Below are 18,181 nucleotides of genomic sequence, written 5' to 3' on the forward strand. Positions count from 1 at the left end.
ATCAGTGCTTTCCCATGAATCGGCCCAGCCAGCCCGACGACTGGCGGTGCGAAGCGGCGCCCGCATGCTGTGCGGAGAGCAGTCGTTCCACCAACGGTTGCAGCGCGCGCACATACGGGTCGCTGCGCGCCGTGTCGATGATCAGCTTGCCCTGATTGGTGGCCGAGAGCATGGCGAGCGGCCGGTCGGGCAGCGTGGCGAGCAGCGGCACGTCGAACCGCTTGGCGATCTGGTCGGCCGCCATGCCGTAACGCGGGTCGTAACGATTGAGGACGAGGTGCAGATGGCTGCGCTCGACGCTCTTCTCCTCCAGATCGCGCAGCATCGACGCGAGCGAGACGATCGCGCCCACGCTCTGGTCGACCACGAGCCACACTTCGTCGGCGGCGCGCACGAGGCTGGCCACGAACTGCGGATTCGAGAAGCCGCCGAGGTCGGCCACGATCAGATCGAAGAACGCGCGCAGGCGGTCGGTAAGCGCGAGCGCGTCGGCCGCCGCCACGCTGCGCATGTCGCCCAGATCGAGCGGCAGCGGCAGCACGGCAAGACCGCTCGGCGCGTGCGACACGGCCGTGTGCACGAGCGTTTCGTCGAAACGGCGCAAGTTCTGCACGGCCTCGGCGAAGCTGAACTGGCTCTGCGTGTTGAGATACAGCAGACCGTCACCGGACGGCAGCCCGAGATCGAGCAGCGCGACGTGGCCGAGCAACGAACTGTCGAACTTGTCGTCCTTGTTCGCGTTGGCCTTGGCCGCCTTCGCGGTCTTCTCCGCACGGTCCGGGTCGGTGGCGACGGACATTTCCTGACCCAGTTGCGACAGATGTGCAGCCAGCGTGCTGCATCCGACACCGATCCGCGCACCGAGCAGCACGATGAACCGGCCGTGGCGCTGGGGCGCTGTCGTCACGCTCGCCGTCGGCGTGTGATCGATCACGCGACGCACGACATCGAGCGCTTCTTCATGCGTCGAGTGCATGTCGATGAAGTCGTGGACGCCAGCGCGCATCGCGGCTTTCATGCCGTCTGCGCGCACCATCGAACCCACGGCGACCAGCGGCAGTTTGGGCGCGACGCGTTTGAGCATCTGCGCGAGCTCCGTGGCCTGTGCGATGCCGCCATCGGGCGGATCGTCGGCATGACCGGTCGGCTCGCCCGAGAAGTCGAGCAGCACGACCTGCGGATCGAGATCGCCGATACGCTGCTGCAACTGTGCCGGACGTCCGGCTTCCTGCAGCACCACGCCCTCTTCGCGCAAAGCCGCCGAGAGCCACTGTCCGTGGCCGGCATGTGCGCTGCAAAAAAGAAAGCGATGCAACTCAGTCATGGTGTCCAGTATTCGCGTCGGTGCGTTCATTTGTGCACTCCTTACTACCCCAACCCGGCTTTCGCCGATGCTTCGCCCGAGACCGCCGCGCCGCCGTCGAACCTGCTTCGATCCGGCGCCAATGCCACTTCGGTCACTTCGAGAAGCCCGGCAGTTCGCTGTCGCTTGCCACGCCCATCAAATACTCGCCCCACACCGGCCCCGGCCGCTTCTCCCGGGTGTCCCCCGGCAGCGGCAGCGTCACGTCTCTGGAAACCGGCTTGACCAGGTGAGGCGTGACGATGATGACCAGTTCCTTCTCGATACTGTTGTACTTCAGATTCCGGAAAAACGAGCCGATGAGCGGCAGATCGCCCAGCAGCGGTACTTTGTCGACGGCGGCGGTCGTCGTGCGCGAAATCAGGCCGCCGATGATGAAACTCTCGCCGTCGCCCAGCTCGACTGTCGTATCGGCGCGCCGTGTCGTGATCGCGGGAATCTGCGTCGACGCAATCACCACGGCATTCGTATAGTCAAGATCGGACGCCTCCGGCGCGACCTTCAGAGCGATGCGGTTCGGCGACAGAATCGTCGGCGTCACCGTCAGGCCTACACCGAACGACTTGTAGACGATGGTCGTCGTGCCCAATCCCCCCGACTGCGGCACCGGCAACTCGCCACCGGCGAGGAAGCTCGCGCTCTGCCCCGACAAGGCAACCAGCGACGGTGCGGCAAGTACGCGCCCCAAACCGTTCGACTGCAGCAGGTTGATCTTCGCCGACAAGTTGAATGCGCCGCGCGTAATCGAGCCGAAGAACGATCCGAAGTTCGACGTCGAGGTGCCGCCGCTACCGAAAGCCGCCGTCCCCAGTGTAGAAATCACGCCGAATCCGCCCGATGGCGAGATGCGCTCTGCCGTGAAGTCCACCCCCAGTTGATTCAGAATGTTGCGGTTCACTTCGACGATCTTGACGTCGACCTGCACTACGCCCGTGTCTCCGACCGTCGAACGGTCCACCACCACCCCGCCTTTGCCTGTCGCATCGACCGCTGCCGATTGCAGGCCGCTGTGTTCGATGAGCGTATTCGTATGTCCCTTGATGACAGCCGCACTGCCGCGCGCGTCGACGCTGGCCGTGCCGGTGTCCCCCAATGCACTTTGCAGGTTGCCCTGCACATGAACCTCCCAACGGGTGGCCTCGCCACCGCGCGGCCACGTCGATACCTGTGTCGTACCGGCCTTCTTGCCGACGACCAGCACCGACCCGCGACGTCCGCCCGAGCCCTTGAGCACGACGATGTCCGCGATCTCCGGATCGGCGACGGCCACGCGCTCCAGCGTGCCCGAGACCGGCAATTCACGCTGCTCGTGCACCGCAAGCGTCAGCGAACGAGACCCTGCGCTCGGTGCGGTATCGGCCGCGTCGGCCATCCGGACCGCGACCGTCGCACCACACGCAAGCAGCGCAGCAAAACAAAACAGCATTCCCGTGACACGTCTGGTTTCTCGTCTGGCAGTGCGAACCTGGCTTCTGATCATGGCGTGGCTGTATCGGTCACTGTGTCGGTTAAGTGGTGTTCGTCGCACTGGTTGCCCCCCGCGCCCGAACATCACCGGATCTGCTCGTCACTTCAATTCAGGTCACTCAATTCAAATCGTTTCGATGGGCTCAGGTCAGAAGGACGCGGTGGATCGCTCGGCACCGCGCACGACTTCAACCGTGCCGCCACCACCCCCGCCACCACCGCCCCCCGGCGCACGCGGCGCAGGTGCTGCCGCCGTGCGTCGCGGCGGCTCACCCGCCAGCCCCGTCGTGGCGATACCGGCGTAGGCCTGGTTCTCCGGCGAGTTCAGTGCTGCCTTGTTGTCGCCCGCGAGACCGGCCTTGCTCACGAGCACGGGCGGTGTCGGCGGGAACAACGAGGTATCGGGCTTTGTGTCGTCGGCGGGGTTGCGCAGTGCGAGCGTGATCTTGCCCTGCTGCGCGCCGAGCACGAGTCGGTTGACGTCTTCGATCGGGACGGCCACGACCGCCGAGGTCGCGGGCATCGGCGGCGGTTGGGGCGCGGCCGCTTGCTGAGGTGGCGGCGCGCTGGCCGTCGCTGCCGCGACCGTGGACGCGACGGTGGGCGCAGCGGGCGGCGGCGTGATGTCGTCGAGCGACGCATTGCCGTAGGTCAGCACCCGCACACGCGACGCCAGCAAGCGCGCTTGCGTGTCGTCCACCAAGCCGACCGTCGGGCTGCCTGCGGGTTGATTCGTTTTCATCGTGAAGAAGACGTCCACGAAATCGCCGGGGCGAATGCGGTTGCTCACGCCGACCGTCTCGGTCACAGGAAGGGCGACGGCGCGCTCGCCGGGGGCGAGCTGCATCGCGAGGCCGCGTGCCAGCGTGTTTTGCGTGACGGGTACACCTGCGGCAAGTGCGACAAGCGGCACCCGGCCCACGACGTCTGCCGGGTTGGCGAAGGCATTGGGTGTCTGGCTGTCGAACTGCGCAATCTTGATGTCGTCGGCCGTAATCGGTTTGCCCGGAGTCAGCGCCTTAGCCGCCACCACGGCCGGGAAGCGCTGTGTCAGCGTTTGGGTCACCGCCGAGGGCGTGGCGTTCGGCGCAGGCGCATTGGTCGTTCCCAGACGCAATGCGAAGAGCGCCAGCGCGACACCGACGATAACCAGCACAGCAGCAAGAATCTTGGTGGCTTTGTTCATGGCTTGGGGCCTGTCGGCCGTTCAGTCACAACTTGCGGGACGCCGGCATGCCGGCGGCATATCAATCCGATGCGACTTCCTGTTACCTCACTCGTGGTCCTACCTGTTGCTAGCTACGTACTTGCTTCGTGCGTGTACTGCCCGTCCAGACCATCGCTCAACTCCCTCCGAGCGTCGACGTGTCCAGCGTCACGGCCGCCGTACCGATCACGGTTTGCGGCACCAGCGCGCCCAGCCCCGGCCAGTTGACCGTCATCGGCTGATTCAACGTCAGCGTCACGTGGACGATGCATTGCGACACCGTTCCGGTCCCCGACGCCGGGCAGGGATACGTGGCATCCGCCGGAAATGTCGCGCTGACGGCCGACGCCGAAGGCCAGGTCAGCGTGGTATTGATCGCCGTCGTGGCGTAGCCCTGACGCTGTGCCATCGTGCCGGCGCGCAACATCGCACGGCCCGCTTCGGAGGCGGCCTGTGTGAGCATTTGCCGGGCAAGAATGTTGATGGAGAAGGCGACGGCGACGTAGAAGGCAGGCAGCAGGATCATGAGGATGAGCATGAATTCCAGAGCAGCGACACCGCGCGGTCGTGTCGACCGAACGCATCGCAACCCAGAATTTGCCCGTGCCCCAGACCGCTTCATGACGATACCCCCCGTCGCGCACGGCGCTTTTCGACCGTGTCTGGCGACGCATGAACCTGCAAATTTGCGCGGCGTCGCCCGCGCCTCCCGTTATTACGGTGCTGGCTTCGCCAACACTCGTCACCTCCGATACATCCCCACTTTGCGATGGTCAGCGATCTTGCTGCTGCCGACGACCGGTGCCCTCACACCCTCATCCGCTCACTGTCTTCATCGCACCACGAGCGCTGCGGCAGCCAGATAGGCCCCGTAAGGCAAACCCGCACGCCCCGCCCGCCACTGCAGAATTCGTTGCCACACGCCCGACGCCATCCAACGTTCGCGCCATCGTGTGAGCCATTTCATACGACCGGTGAGCACCACCAACGCATGCACGCCCGTCGCCACGCTGGCCAGACACCACACCGGCAACAGCGCGGGGTAACCCGCAACCAACCCGATCACCGCAAACAGCTTGACGTCGCCTGCGGCCATCACACCTCGCCACCAAAACGGTAGCAGTACGATCAATCCCAGAAATGCGCCCAGTCCGTGGACCCACAGCACCCGAGGTCCGGTGTGCCACGCTTGCCACGCAATCCAGACCAGCGCGGGCGCAGCAACACACAACAGCCAGATATTCGGGATACGCCGTGCGATCAGGTCGGTCAGTACGATCGGCACACATAACAGCCACAGCAATGTCAGCACAGGAGGTCTCGCATCCGGTTCCGCTTAAAACCGACTATAAAAACCGCCTATACATATCAGCGCCGATGCTGTCTCAATGCGATGCCGCCGAGGTGGCCGCCGACGTTACCGTACTGAATGCGCTCGAGAGCACACTGCTCATGTTCGTATAGACCGTGCCACCGATGATGACTGCCACGATGGCCGCGAGAATGCCGTACTCCAGCGCGGTCACACCCTTTTGCCGCGACAGTCTGTGCTGCCGGCTGCTTGCCCCAACTCGATTTGCTCGCATGATTCGCTTCCTCGCGAATACAGCATCCCACTACCCCGAATGGCGCTTGTCTGTGAACCTGCGCCCTTCCCCTTATGGTCCGCACGATCCCTCGCTACAGCACGCAGACGCGAGGAGCCAGTGCCGACTTCTTCTGTGACGCCGAAGCGCCGTTGTTCCGATACGAACTACGTGAACCTTATGCGCCCGCTGCCGTGACCGCCGACTGGATCTTCGAGAACACAGAGGAGAACGTCGTGCCCAGATTCGTATAAACGGTGCCACCGATGATCACCGCGACAATGGCGGCGAGGATGCCGTACTCAAGCGCCGTCACACCACGCTCGTCGCGCGCAAACAGACGAAAACGATTACCGAGTTTCATATCACCCTCCCTCAAAAAGGCGCTAAGCGCCCGTTGGCGCGCAGCAGAGCTGTCATCGACCCGAAGATCTGACGACTGAGTCCTGCTATATCGCTGATCAACTCTTGACTTCGGCCTCGGGTTCGTTGCGCTGCAAGGCTCGCGAACCTCTTTTACGTTGTACGCCAATATTTCCTTGGCTGTTGGCACAGCCTTTGCACTCGCGCGCTATTTTTTTCTGATCCTAATTTAAACTAAATCACAAAAACTAGAGTCTTGCTTCCAATCACCCCAGCGGATGTAAGAAAACGTTACATAGGTTGATCAAACAATACTCCAAAACTAGGCAATACAACGTGCGCGAGGGAAAACCATGATTGGTGCGACGCCACACACATTGGCGAAATCCCCTCATCAACGGCTTCAGCACGCATTTAAATAACTATTCATCTTTTCCAAAGCGGTCATATCGCGTTTCATCACACAAACATGGCCACGCCATGCAGCGCCTCGCCCCCTGATCACATCCCTTTTGTCTGACGACACCGTGCCTTTAGGTATTAGTACGGCCATCTAGCTATTACGTTCGATCAGGCATTACCCGAATCACCGGAACACCTGAATATCCGCCGAGGTGTTCCGATGCATTTGCTTTTGCTCCTGAATTCCACACCTGCGTTTCATTCGTCTGCGTTCCGCCTTTCCCCAACGCGTTTCGCAACCCTTTCGTTCCGTTACATCCGAATCGTTACGTTACGTTACCCGTAACGAACCCCGTAACGGGAACGTCGTTTCGCCGTTTATTCGCCATTTCCCGATGGCGTTAACCCTGACTTTTCACTCCCCCCGCGCCGTCGAGATATCTCGATCCAAAAGATTCTTGTTTTCCGAAACGCAAATAAATACAGGCTTTTCAGCCGATTGCCGGAAAAACTAGAAGGCTTATTCGAACCCCGGATCTGTGGTTGGCACACCTCTTGCAGATATCCCTGCATCGCAACGCTAAAGATCACGAGGGACACCATGATCGTTGGCAATACCAAACAAACGATGCACGGCGCAGCAGCCATCTCGGCAGAGCGTCAACGCATCACGGCTAAGCAGCGCGAGGCTGTGGCCGACACCGGTCGTAGAGGCGCAAGCCCAGGGAGGGGCGGTGAAGAAGGCGGTGGCGTACGCGCCACCGCCACACCGACCGACGTGGCGAACGCTCACAGCAGCAACACGAATTCGGCCCATGCGATGACGGGCCCCGATAGCGCAACCGTAACCGCGCTCCTGTTCGCACTCATCGCACAACGCATGAACAACCGACTGGCAGCACAAAACGTGCTCGCCTGAATACGACAAAGACCAGAGGACACCATCATGAAAAACATCCAACGCAACCTTCTCGCTTCCGCCGTTCTTCTCGCCGTCGTCACGATGACCGGCTGCGCCAGCTCCGGTTCGGGCGGCACCAGTGGCTCGCTCGGCGACGGTGGCGGCAGCGGCACCTCGGCAGGCACCGGCAGCGGTGGCGGCTCGGGCGCAGGCACCGTGCCGGACGGTTCGGGCAACGGCTCGGGCAACGGGAATGGCAGCGGCAACGGTAACGGCAACGGTAACGGGAATGGCGGCACGGGAGCCTCCACCAACCCGATCGGCGTCGTAGCTGCCACCGCCAGCACGGGTGTCGTCACGCAAGTCGGCAAGACGGTCAGCGATCTGGGCACGACCCTTGGCAGCACCAGCCTGCCGATCGTCAGCTCGCAAACGCAAGGCGGACTGTCTGGCGCTGTCGTGAAGACGGGCGACGCCGTGCAGTCGATCGGCAACGGCCTCACGAACGGCCTCGGCAAGCTCGGTTCGAGCAACGACGCACTGAACCCGACGCTCACCGGCGTGACGGGCGCCGTGACCAACCTCGGTCAGGCCGGTCAGCAAGTGGGTAGCGCTGTGGCAGGCCTGGGTCAAACCGGCCCGCTCAAGAACGTGGCGCTGGTGAACGGTGTCACCGGGCTGCTCGGCGGCGTGGTGACCTCGGTCGGCGACGCCGGTGTCGCACTCGGCAACGGGCTGACGACCACGGTCAACAGCGCACCGGTGCAGCAACTGACGTCGGGCCTGTCGAAGACCATCACCCCGATCACGACGGTGGTGACCAACACGACGCAAACGGTCGGTAACGCCACGGGTCTCGGTACGCCGGTCGCCGGTCTGCTCGCCACGGTCGGCGGCGGTCTGGCCGGTGTGGGCACCAAGCTCGGCGGACAGATCAACAACCCGGTCGCGAAGGACCTCGGCGGCGTGGTCGCCGGTGTGGGCACCACGGTGGCCAGCCTTGGCGGCCTCGTCCACGGCACGCCGACGAGCACCAACCCGCTCGCTCCGCTCTCCGCTGCGCTCGGCGGCCTGTCGGGTGTGGTCGGTGTCGGCTCGGGCACGGGCTCCGGCCCGCTGGCGCCGGTCACGGGCTTGCTCTCGGGTCTCACGGGCACGCTTGGCGGTGCGACGGGCGGTGCTTCGGGTAACAACCCGCTCGCCCCGGTCACCAACCTCGTCTCCGGCCTGACGGGCGCACTCGGCGGCGCAACGGGCGGTGCCTCGGGCAGCAACCCGCTCGCCCCGGTCACCAACCTCGTCTCCGGCCTGACGGGCGCACTCGGCGGCGCAACGGGCGGTGCCTCGGGCAGCAACCCGCTCGCCCCGGTCACCAACCTCGTCTCCGGTCTGACGGGTGCACTCGGCGGCGCAACAGGCGGTGCCTCGGGCAGCAACCCGCTCGCCCCGGTCACCAACCTCGTCTCCGGTCTGACGGGCGGCCTCGGCGGCACGCTCACGGCTGGCGCAGGCGGCTCGGCCGGAACCGGCGGTGCTTCGGCCGGTGCTGGCGGCTCGGCTTCGGGCGGTGTGCTCGCCCCGGTGACGACGCTGCTCGGCTCGGTGACGGGTGCGGTCGGTGGTGCAACGTCGGGCGGCAGCAACAGCGGCGGCCCGCTCGCTCCGGTGACCGGCCTGCTCGGCGGTCTGCTCGGCGGCAAGAAGTAATCGGGCAGCTGAATCGGCAACGTCGACACAACGCTCAGCGTACAGACCTCAACGACAGGCAAACCGATCATGATCCGCGCGATTCCACCGCCAGTTTGTGACCGCCGCGATCCGGCCCTCGCACCGATGCTCACGCATCGGACCGGGCCGGGCCGGATCCGGCTCACCCAACACGCCGCACGCGCACAACGGCATCACAGCGAGCGGCCACGGTTTCTCAAATGGAAATAGCAGTACCTGAGGCAATTCGCGACATCACACGGCGTCATTGAGCGGTCCCCCGCCAGCCGATATTCAGAACGATCAAGGGAGATAGACATCATGAGCAACGCACTTCAACGCACTCTGCTGGCTTCGGCCGCTATCGCAGCCATCGCCCTCACGGGTTGCTCCAGCGGCGGCGGCGGCAGCGGCGCCACCTCGGCCGGCACGACCGGCACCCCGAACGCGGTCGGCACGACGGCTGCCGGTGCAGGTGGCGTGGTCAGCTCGGCAGGCAACGTAGTGAGCGCCCTCGGCGATCAGGTGGCCAGCACGCAACTGCCGCTTGTCTCGTCGCAAACGTCGCAAGGCATGGGCGGTGCACTCAAGAGCACCGGCAACGCCGTCACCGATCTCGGCAATGCCGTCAGCAATGGTCTCGGTCAGACCGGCACGAATGCGAACACCGTGGGCGTGACGCTCGCTGGCGTCGCCCCGGCCGTGACGGATCTTGGCCACGCAGGCGTGTCGCTCGGCAGCGGCATCCAGGGCATTACCAAGGGCAATCCGCTGCAAGGCACCCCGGTCGATACGCTGGTTGGCGGCCTTGGCGGCGTCGTCCAGTCGGTAGGCTATGGCGGCATCGCCGGTGGCGCGATCCTCGGTCAGGCACTCGCGCCGACCGGACCGGTCGGGCAAGTGACCACAACGGTTTCGGCGCCGATCAACCAGATCACCAACATGGTCTCAGACACCACGCGCACCGTTGGCACTACGACGGGCCTCGGCGGGCCGGTGTCCAACCTGCTCACCACTGTCGGCGGTGCCGTCAGCAAGGTCGGCACAACGATCGGCGGCACGTCGAACAACGGTGTGGTGGTCGCACTCGGCAACACGGTGGACGCCACCGGGAAAACCGTCTCGACGCTCGGCGGTGTGGTCAACGGGCCGACGTCGAATGGCTCGACGAACCCGTTCGGCTCGCTGCTCGGCGGTCTCGGCAATACGGCCGCTGGCGGCGGTGGCAGCACGGGCAACCCGCTCGGCTCCGTTACCGGCCTGCTGGGCGGTCTGGGTGGCCTCGGTGGCACCAGTGGCAGTAGCAGCCCGCTGGCGCCTGTCACGAGCCTGCTCGGTGGCCTGAGCGGCGCAGCGTCCGGTGGCAGCAGCGGCAGCAGCAACCCGCTCGCCCCCGTCACGAGCCTGCTCTCGGGTGTGACGAGCAGCGCCGGCGGCAGCACAGGTGGCACGGGTGGTTTGCTGGTGCTGATCCAGCCGGTGACGAGCCTCCTGGGCAGCGTCGCCAGCGTCGGCAAGTAATCACAGCAATCGGTTCAGGACGTGGCGCGACGCACACAGTCGTTCAGCCGTCGTAGCGTCGGCCACGTCACAACTAACAACAAACGATAAGGAAATGCCATGGCCCGCTTTCTCTCCGATACCGGCGTTCTGATGCGCGGTCATGGCGAATCCGCCCCGCAAGGCGCAGAACCTCTGGCGATGCGCGACACCGCAAACTCCGGCCACTCCGGCAGCCACTATGCCGGCCCGCAAAGTCATAACACATACGGTACCGAGTCCGGCACCGCTTCGCCTAACGGCTCCAATGGAACGAATGCAACGAACGGAGCGAACGGCACCATGAGCGATCGACACACGAACCGAAACGATCTCGTCGCCGGTATCGTCCGCTCACTCGGACGTCGGCTGGCCGTGTACACGGCGCTCTACCACGCAGCCCTTGCCGAACAACTCGGCCTGAACGTCACCGATCTGAACGCGCTCGATCTGATTCTCGAACTCGAATCGATCACCGCAGGACAGCTCGCCGAACTCATGGGCGTGAGCTCCGGTGGCATCACCACCGTCATCGACCGGCTGGAGCGCGCAGGCTTCGTCGAACGCGAGAAGAACCCGCACGACCGTCGCATGGTGATGATTCACCCCATCGAAGAAAAGTGCGCGCAGATCGAACAATTCCTGTCGTCCGTCTCGCGTGAACTCACGGCGGTGAGCGCGGCGTACGACCACAGCGAACTCGCTGCGATCCACGACTTCCTGGTGCAGAGCATTCGCACCCTCAAGAGCGAGACCTTCCGTCTGCGCTTCGAAGCCGATCAGGACATCGCCGGTCTGGTATCGAACGGACGCGGCAACGCATCGAAGCCGTAAGCCCAATAACGGGTGGGCGGATGGCGTTCGCACGAGCGCTACGGCCGCCTCCGTCGGCTCAGTTCAAGCAGGTCAGGCAGATCGAAGCGGACTGCGCCGCACCGAAAGGAGATACGTCATGTCGAAGATTCTGCGTCCCACGTTGTTCGCGGCACTTGTGGCGGGTGTAGTCGGTATTACTGGATGCTCCAGCTCCGGCGGTGGCAGCGGCGCGACGGCCAACACGCCGACCAATCCCACGAACCCCAATAACCCGACGAATCCGACCAACCCCGTCAATCCGACGAACCCCACCACGAGCAGCAACGGCGTCGTGAGTTCTGTCGGCTCGGTGGTGAGTGCAGTCGGCGATCAGGTGTCGGGCACCACGATTCCTGGTGTGTCGCCGCAGGTCACACAAGGTGTCGGCGGCGCGATCTCGCAGACGGGCACCGCTGTCTCCGATCTCGGCAAAGGCGTCGGCGACGGTCTCGGTCAACTCGGCAAGTCCGGCGCGAATCCGGTCGGCACCACACTCGCGAGTACGGGAGGCGTCGTGTCCGATCTCGGCAACGCCACCAAGTCGCTTGGCAGCGGCGTAGCTGGCATCGGCAACAGCGGACCGCTCGCCAATACCCCTGTCAGCTCGCTGACGGGCGTGCTGGGGCAGGCGGTCACCACCGTCGGTCAGGGCGTCGTCACCGGCGGCCAGGCCCTCTCGCAGACGCTCACGAGCCCACAAGTCGTTCAGGCGACCTCAATGCTTTCGTCTGCCATCACACCGATTACGAACACGCTCGTCACGACGACGCAAACCGTCGGCGGAGCCAGCGGCCTCGGCGCACCTGTTGCAGGTTTGCTCGGCACGCTCGGCGGCGCGTTGAATTCGACGGGCGCACAGGTCAAGGCGGCCGCGCCCAACGCTGTCGTCGCAAGTCTCGGCAATCCGCTCATGGCATTGGGCAATACGGTCACGAGCGCAGGTGGTCTGCTCTCCGGCAGTACGAACGGTAGCAGCGCGAATGCGCTGGGTAACGTGCTGGCGAACGTCGGTAATACGACAGTGACGCCGACGACGGCAGGTGGCGGCAATCCGCTCGGCGCACTCACCGGATTGTTGGGCGGGCTGGGTGGCGCGTCGGGTTCATCAGGTAACCCGCTCGGATCACTCACAGGACTGCTTGGCGGCGTGGCCGGCGGCGGCACATCCGGCAGCAATCCGCTGAGTCCGGTCACGGGTCTGCTCGGCAGCGTGACAAGTGCGACGGGGACGGGCGGCAGCGGTGCAAGCAATCCTCTCGCCCCCGTCACGACGTTGCTCAGTTCGGTGACCGCACCGCTGACGTCAATAGCCGGTGGCGCATCGGGGAGTACCGGCGGCGCAGGCGGGCTGCTGGCCCCGGTAACCGGTTTGCTCGGGGGACTGGGCGGCAAGTAAATCGGCGGGGCATCGATCCCGTTGGAAGATCGCGAGGGGGAGCCGTTCGCAGGGTGCAGGCCCTGACGACGGTGCAGGACGGCAACGCCCGGACAGTGAAGCGACACTGCCCGGGCGTTGTCGTATCTGGCGTCGAACGCGTTGTCGTCGGCAACCGATCCTTCGCATGTTCATGAAACTTGCAGCCGCGACTTTCAAATGAGCCATTCTTGATTTCCGGGGGCAAAGGCGTCGCGCAGAATCGCTCGCTTTTCACGCCTTTTCCCAACCCCCATGCATATCCCGACCGGCACATTCAGCCCCACGTGTTCCCCCTCGGTGTTCACCCCCACCCCTCGCAACACCCGCGCCAGCAGCGAACCGCCCAACACGTCCGACGACAATACGTCGCTACCGGCGTTTGACAACGAAGTGACTCACGACACGCCGACACAATGGGCAGACATCGCGAGAGAACGTCGCATGTTCGATGCCCAGCGGCGACGCTCGCTGCAATTCGTCAATACGATAAATCGCGCGCAAATCGGTCGTCCTCCACAGCCGGGCGAAGCGACCTGTGATCTGCTTGCCGAGCGTATGCGGGCGCTGTTGCAAGCCTGGCGGGAGGTGACTCGGGAGGCACGGGCATCTGGCGCGCAATTGCGCGCTTGCAATGGAGTTGACGACATCGACTCGGCGTCGCGTCCTTGCGGCTGTCTGGAATCGGTGGCCTACGACAACGTGTTCGCGCAAATGCAACCGCTCGTCGGCGACAGCGCCGCTCACCGATCCGCTTGTCAGACGGCGAAGCTCGTCACCGTCGCACAACGCATCGACGAACTCGACACGGTGATCCAGGCAAAAGGCAAAGCGAGCCTCCCGCAGTCGATGATCGAACAACGCAACGACATTACGGCCGCACTCGTGAACCACGACGTCTATTTCGATCGCTCGGTCCCGCAAATTTTGCCAACACGCGTGCGACGAATCAGCATCCATGACGACAACGGGCCAACGCAATCGGGCTTCTTCGGTGCGCTGTATCAGGACAAGCTCTGCGACCGCTATCTCGCGGCGGATCGCGGCACGGAGATGGGCATTACCGGACGCGCCTTGGTCGACTGGACGCACAATGTCCGACAAGCGTTTGGATTGCGCTCCAAGCAGTACGAAGAGGCCATCAGTTGGGGTAAATCGCTGGCCTGCCACTATCCGCCGCGGCAACTCGTGTTCACGGGGCACTCGCTGGGCGGCGGACTCGCATCGGCACAAACATCCGTGGTGCAAGATTCGACTGCCGTGACTTTCGACCCAGCAGGGCTTCACAACAAGACGGTTGCACGGCATGACGCCGTCCCCGCCTGGTCGCGTGTGAAGTCGTATTACGTCGAAGGAGAAATGCTTTCGGTGATTCAGGAGATGTTAAGAAACGGCATCAATTTTGCGACACGCATACCGCTTATCGGCAATGCGGTGTCGTGGATCGCGCGGATCACGGTCCCGCGCCCCATCGGCGAGCGCATCGCCTTGCCGGTCGCCTTGCCGCCACAGCCCACCACCACGCGACATCGCGGGCGCCATGCGTCGCATGACACGCCCGCAGCCCCCAGCACCTCGGGTATCCGGGGCGCCATCGCCCGGCATTCGACCTTGCAGATGGTCTACTCGTTGTTCGACGGCCTGCCCGATATGACGCGGTCCATTCGCACCGCCACGCCGACGCCGTAACGTCTGCCCCACCAACGAAAAAGACCCGGCGAAATGTCGTCCGGGTCTTGTCGTCTCTCGATGGCGCTTGTGACGCCCGTGGTACTTATTGCGTTTGCTCGCGAATCCACGTCTGTGTACGGCCGATCAGCGAAATCCCGATGAAGCCACGAACGTCGAGCTTCTTGCCGCCGTCCGTCAAGGTCATCTTGCACTTGTAGTCCTTGCCGTTCTCCGGATCGAGGATGTAACCGCCACCGTAGGAGTCACCGTCCTTCTTGATGCCGCGGATGATCTGCATGCCGAGCATCTTCTGGCCCTTGCGCTCGTCGGTACACTTGTCGCACACGCGCGCAGGATCGTCGTTCTCGCCAAGACCCTTCGTGATCACACCGACATACTCGCCGTCCTTCTCCGAGATCGTGACGAGCGCTTTCGGCTTGCCCGTGTTGTCGTCGATCGTCTTCCACACACCGACCGGCGACGTGTCGTCGGCAGCCAGCGCCGCCTTCGCGACACCGCCCAGCAACGCTACTGCGACGAGCGCATGCGCACCCAGACGTCGCCACGACGTCGCGTTCGAAATCTGCTTCATGATTGTCATCCTCCCAGATACGGAATTGATTGTCGTAGGACTCGACGTCGTCGCCGGGAATGCGGCATATCACGCGTGAGTCGCTTTGAAGATTACGCCAAAGGCGTGGCCTCGTGCTGAGGAAGTCCTCTAGCCGACGCATCGTCTGCGTCGTGCCATCGCGCGTGGCCCGACCTGAATCTTCGTCGCTCAATCTACCGGGAGATGAAAGGGATGTGAGGAGGTGTGAGGGGATGTGGCGCTACTGCTCGCGGATCCACGTCTGCGTGCGACCCAGCAAAGAGATGCCGAAATAGCCTCGAACTTCGAGTTTCTTACCACCTTCGACGACCCGCAGTTTGCAGCCGTATTCGCTGCCGCTGTCAGGATCAAGAATTTTCCCACCGACGTACTCGTCGCCATCGGGATCCTTGCGCAGACCACGGATGATCTGCATGCCCTGAAGCTTCTTGCCGCGACGCGCGTCGGTGCATTCGTTACAGCGACGCTCCAGCGCGTCCGGCCGACCGAGGCTCTTGGTCAGCGCGCCAACGACCTCTCCGTCTTTTTCGGTAATGGTGATGAGGGCTTTCGGGTCGCCCGTCTCGTCGACAATGCGCCACACGCCGACCGGCGTCGACGGATCGGCAGACGCTGCGGCCACGAGCGCGTTGCCGGTCAGCATGGCGGCGACGCACAGTCGCCGCCAGGACATCACATTCAAAATCGAGTTCAAGATGGTGTTCGCAACTGACCGGACAGCGCAGGTCGATGAAAGGGGTTGGCGGGATCAGAGCGGCGGCAACGCAATGGCCGTCAATCGCCACTGCACGACGTTGCGACGCGTGAGCGTGAACGTCACGACACGTTCCGGGCGGTCGCTGCGCGAAACGTGTACGAGGAAGTGGTTGAAGTCCTGAAACTCGGTACGCGTTGTCGTACGCGGCGGTTGGTTTTCAGCGGTGGCCGCCGCTTCCGACGCATTGGATCCACCATTCGCCGACGGTGCAACAGGTGCAGCAGGTGCAGCTTGCGGCGCGCTCGATTCGGCTTGCGGCGGCACCACATCACGTGGTGCGGGTGCGCCCGGCGCAGGCGGCAGCCCCGTACTGTCGCCGCGCAACATGGCAGCCACGGCCTCCGGCGTCAGCAACGCCTCCACCACGCGGTCGGACACCCAGCCGCCCAAAGCCAGCGCTAGCGCGCCAAAGGCGTTACTGCGCTGTTTGTCCATCTGACGGGAAAGCTCGTCGTGAAGGCTCATCTTCAGACTCTCACGCACCGCCGGATAGTCGACGTACGACGACAGCGTGGTCGCGTCACGGGCATTGGCGGCATCACGCGCGCGCCACAAGGTGTAATACGGCGTACCGAACAGCAGCCCCAGTACGACGAGCAGGGCCACTACAACCAGAGAAAGCTTACGCATTGCAAAACTCCGACATTCAAAACAGCGCATGGTAGGCGACGGATTACGCGCAGCCCCATCGGCTTACATTGCTTTACAAATCTTTACAGCACGTCGGCCGTTACGCTTTTACTCTCGAAGCGTAGCCGCATTTGCCGAGGCGTGCCGACCAGCCTACCCGGCTGGCATGGCATCGGTACGACAAACGGGGATTTCGGCCAATCGAGGCAGCTCAACCGACAAGGAGGTGGCACCATGCGTCACAACCGACTTGTCCGGATACTGTGTTTCGTCATGCTGGCCGGTGCGTCGTGGGGCGCTGCGGCTCAATCGTCGTCGGACGGCCGATTCTTCCAAGGCTGGTTCGCACAGGCTGCCGATCGTCCGAACGGACGCGGCGATAATCATGGCGGGGCACGGCCTGGACCGTCCCGTCCACAGCAGCAGGAAGTTCGGCCGCAAGGCGACCTGCGGGGCGACATCTATAACCATATCCGCGAGCAACGGCAGCCGCCGCCTCCCCCGCCGCCACCGCCGGACTCGCGCCAGCGCGGTCGCGGGGACCGGGGGCGCTAAGCGCCCTGCCCTCTGCTTGCGGCGAGGTGAACAACGTCAGGTCAGCGAGGTATCCACCACGCGACGCGGTGCTTCCAGATACTCAAGCGACTGCATTTCCACGAGTCGCGACACGGTGCGCGTGAACTCGTTGGAAAGCGTCCCTTCCGTGTACAGCTCTTCTGCGGGCACTTCCGCCGACATCAGCAGCTTGACCTTGTGGTCGTAGAAGACGTCGACGAGCCAGGTGAAGCGACGCGCTTCCGAGGCCATACGCGGCGTCATCTTCGGCACGTCCGAGAGCACCACGGTGTGAAAACGATTGGCCAGTTCCAGATAGTCGTTTTGCGAGCGCGGACCGCCGCACAACGTATGGAAGTCGAACCAGACAACGCCGCCCGCGCGACGCAGCGCCTTGAGTTCGCGCTGTTCGATGTGCAGCAGCGGACTCTCGTCCGGCACACCCGCGATCTCGCTGAACGCCGCACGCAGCGCACGGTTGGCTTCGTTGCCCAGGGGGTAGTGATACACCTGCACCTGCGCCAGCGTACGGCGACGATAGTCGATACCGGCGTCGACGTTTAGCACGTCGAGCTTATCTTCGAGCAAACGGATCGCAGGCAGCACGCGATCGCGGTGCAGGCCGTCCGGGTACAGCGTGTCGGGACGATAGTTCGACGTCATCACGAACTGCACGCCGTTCTTGAAGAGTTCGGCCAGCAAGCGGTGCAGGATCATGGCATCGGCCACGTCGGAGACGTGAAACTCATCGAAGCAGATCAAGCGGTAGCGCTTGGCGATGCGCTTGGCGAGTTCGTCCAGCGGATCGGGCAGCCCTTTGAGCGCCTGCAACTGGTGATGGACTTCGCGCATGAACTCGTGGAAGTGCAGACGCGTCTTGCGCTGCAACGGCACCACCGAGTAAAAGCTGTCCATCAGGAAGCTCTTGCCGCGGCCCACGCCGCCCCAGAGATAGACACCCTTGGGCAGATCCGGATGCACGAGCCACTTCTTGAGCGTGTTCGAACGCTTGGACTTATACGCCGCCCATTCGTCGTAGCATTGCTGCAGACGCTCGACGGCGCGCTCTTGCGCTTCGTCGGGCTTGTAGCCGCGCTCGGCCAATTCTTGTTGGTAGTATTCGCGAACGTTCATGCAGTGCGGCGACGAGC

At 63.8% G+C, this 18,181-nt stretch carries 17 protein-coding genes; 6 read left to right on the forward strand and 11 right to left on the reverse strand.

Annotation, left to right across the window (positions count from 1 at the left end; genetic code table 11):
- Position 1 precedes the first annotated feature (1 nt).
- The 7 genes from NTU39_RS15930 to NTU39_RS15960 form a co-directional block, all read right to left on the reverse strand.
- Complete coding sequence (locus tag NTU39_RS15930; protein ID WP_257958042.1) at positions 2–1,354, reverse strand: CpaE/TadZ family protein; 1,353 nt, start codon at positions 1,352–1,354, stop codon at positions 2–4.
- 103 nt (positions 1,355–1,457) lie between these two features.
- The gene (locus NTU39_RS15935; protein WP_257958043.1) at positions 1,458–2,789 is read right to left on the reverse strand and encodes a type II and III secretion system protein family protein; all 1,332 of its coding nucleotides are present in this window, start codon (positions 2,787–2,789) and stop codon (positions 1,458–1,460) included.
- A 189-nt stretch (positions 2,790–2,978) separates the two neighbouring features.
- On the reverse strand, positions 2,979–4,016 hold the full coding sequence (cpaB, locus tag NTU39_RS15940) for a Flp pilus assembly protein CpaB (RefSeq protein ID WP_257958044.1): 1,038 nt from the start codon (positions 4,014–4,016) through the stop codon (positions 2,979–2,981).
- Between the two features lie 157 nt (positions 4,017–4,173).
- Positions 4,174–4,575: a hypothetical protein gene (locus NTU39_RS15945; protein ID WP_039397829.1), complete on the reverse strand. Its 402-nt coding sequence runs from the start codon at positions 4,573–4,575 to the stop codon at positions 4,174–4,176.
- A gap of 294 nt (positions 4,576–4,869) precedes the next feature.
- On the reverse strand, positions 4,870–5,349 hold the full coding sequence (locus NTU39_RS15950) for an A24 family peptidase (RefSeq protein WP_150663017.1): 480 nt from the start codon (positions 5,347–5,349) through the stop codon (positions 4,870–4,872).
- 73 nt (positions 5,350–5,422) lie between these two features.
- Complete coding sequence (locus NTU39_RS15955) at positions 5,423–5,563, reverse strand: Flp family type IVb pilin (RefSeq protein ID WP_231965144.1); 141 nt, start codon at positions 5,561–5,563, stop codon at positions 5,423–5,425.
- A gap of 238 nt (positions 5,564–5,801) precedes the next feature.
- Entirely contained in the window at positions 5,802–5,987 is a 186-nt protein-coding gene (locus NTU39_RS15960; RefSeq protein ID WP_046292265.1) for a Flp family type IVb pilin, read from the reverse strand.
- 1,002 nt (positions 5,988–6,989) lie between these two features.
- Here NTU39_RS15960 and NTU39_RS15965 point away from each other — a divergent pair.
- The 6 genes from NTU39_RS15965 to NTU39_RS15995 all read left to right on the forward strand — a co-directional run bounded on the left by NTU39_RS15965 (position 6,990) and on the right by NTU39_RS15995 (position 14,493).
- Positions 6,990–7,307, forward strand: coding sequence for a hypothetical protein (locus tag NTU39_RS15965; RefSeq protein WP_150663019.1), 318 nt, complete (start codon positions 6,990–6,992; stop codon positions 7,305–7,307).
- Positions 7,308–7,334: 27 nt separating this feature from the next.
- Positions 7,335–8,996 carry a collagen-like triple helix repeat-containing protein gene (locus NTU39_RS15970; RefSeq protein WP_257958045.1) on the forward strand — a complete coding sequence of 554 codons (1,662 nt, stop codon included), beginning with the start codon at positions 7,335–7,337 and terminating at the stop codon, positions 8,994–8,996.
- Between the two features lie 321 nt (positions 8,997–9,317).
- Positions 9,318–10,517, forward strand: a complete 1,200-nt coding sequence (locus tag NTU39_RS15975) for a collagen-like triple helix repeat-containing protein (RefSeq protein WP_257958046.1) — start codon at positions 9,318–9,320, stop codon at positions 10,515–10,517.
- 99 nt (positions 10,518–10,616) lie between these two features.
- Entirely contained in the window at positions 10,617–11,369 is a 753-nt protein-coding gene (locus NTU39_RS15980; protein WP_257958047.1) for a MarR family winged helix-turn-helix transcriptional regulator, read from the forward strand.
- A 118-nt stretch (positions 11,370–11,487) separates the two neighbouring features.
- The gene (locus NTU39_RS26930) at positions 11,488–12,786 is read left to right on the forward strand and encodes a collagen-like triple helix repeat-containing protein (protein WP_308340562.1); all 1,299 of its coding nucleotides are present in this window, start codon (positions 11,488–11,490) and stop codon (positions 12,784–12,786) included.
- A 318-nt stretch (positions 12,787–13,104) separates the two neighbouring features.
- On the forward strand, positions 13,105–14,493 hold the full coding sequence (locus tag NTU39_RS15995) for a Tle-like phospholipase domain-containing protein (RefSeq protein ID WP_257958048.1): 1,389 nt from the start codon (positions 13,105–13,107) through the stop codon (positions 14,491–14,493).
- Between the two features lie 85 nt (positions 14,494–14,578).
- Here the strand turns inward: NTU39_RS15995 and NTU39_RS16000 are convergent, their stop codons facing one another.
- From NTU39_RS16000 to zapE, 4 genes are all read right to left on the reverse strand, one after another.
- Positions 14,579–15,067, reverse strand: coding sequence for a DUF2147 domain-containing protein (locus tag NTU39_RS16000; RefSeq protein ID WP_150663024.1), 489 nt, complete (start codon positions 15,065–15,067; stop codon positions 14,579–14,581).
- Between the two features lie 241 nt (positions 15,068–15,308).
- Positions 15,309–15,782: a DUF2147 domain-containing protein gene (locus NTU39_RS16005; RefSeq protein WP_246184428.1), complete on the reverse strand. Its 474-nt coding sequence runs from the start codon at positions 15,780–15,782 to the stop codon at positions 15,309–15,311.
- 54 nt (positions 15,783–15,836) lie between these two features.
- Entirely contained in the window at positions 15,837–16,475 is a 639-nt protein-coding gene (locus tag NTU39_RS16010) for a DUF2939 domain-containing protein (protein ID WP_174984285.1), read from the reverse strand.
- Positions 16,476–17,066: 591 nt separating this feature from the next.
- Positions 17,067–18,164 carry a cell division protein ZapE gene (zapE, locus tag NTU39_RS16015; protein ID WP_150663026.1) on the reverse strand — a complete coding sequence of 366 codons (1,098 nt, stop codon included), beginning with the start codon at positions 18,162–18,164 and terminating at the stop codon, positions 17,067–17,069.
- Positions 18,165–18,181: the final 17 nt, after the last annotated feature.

It is taken from the genome of Pandoraea commovens (assembly GCF_024704525.1).
GTDB lineage: Bacteria > Pseudomonadota > Gammaproteobacteria > Burkholderiales > Burkholderiaceae > Pandoraea > Pandoraea commovens.